This is a genomic window from Pseudomonas sp. 30_B (genome assembly GCF_017491605.1).
Lineage (GTDB): Bacteria > Pseudomonadota > Gammaproteobacteria > Pseudomonadales > Pseudomonadaceae > Pseudomonas.
The window spans coordinates 1-433 of sequence record NZ_JAFGYY010000399.1; the positions used below are offsets into that span (position 1 = coordinate 1).

Annotated in this window: 1 protein-coding gene; it reads right to left on the reverse strand. The window is 55.9% G+C overall.

The features are described 5' to 3' along the window. Positions 1–202: 202 nt before the first annotated feature. Positions 203–433: hypothetical protein (locus J5M67_RS28855; RefSeq protein WP_207888730.1), on the reverse strand; the 231-nt coding region annotated here is incomplete at its 5' end.

The window sequence follows — 433 nt, forward strand, 5'->3', positions numbered from 1 at the left end:
TCGAGACAGAGCGTCACAAACTCCATCGACCCCGCGCCTTCTTTCTCTTCCCCATCCGGCAATCCGACGACGAATAGATCATCAGACGGAATGTCCTTCGCGAGCGAGAAAAACGAGTGATCCGGCTCGGCTCATTCGCCGATGCGGCCCGTTCAGCTGCATCACTGCCATCATTCGAGCAAGAATACTTTTTGCGCGACTGTCATCCCCTCGAGCGGACTGCACATCGTGATACGGTCGAGTCGGCAGCCCTCCCGGAACCGCTTTGCCACGGCTCGTCCAGCGGGGAGACGGCGATCCGGAATTTATATTGCGCGTAATCCCCTGTAATTGATCGCGCGGCGATACCCATATATTTTATTCGGGCAAGCACACTCACGAAGAGCTTGCGAATATCTTGAATTGCATGCCCCCACCCCGCCGAATTCAAGGA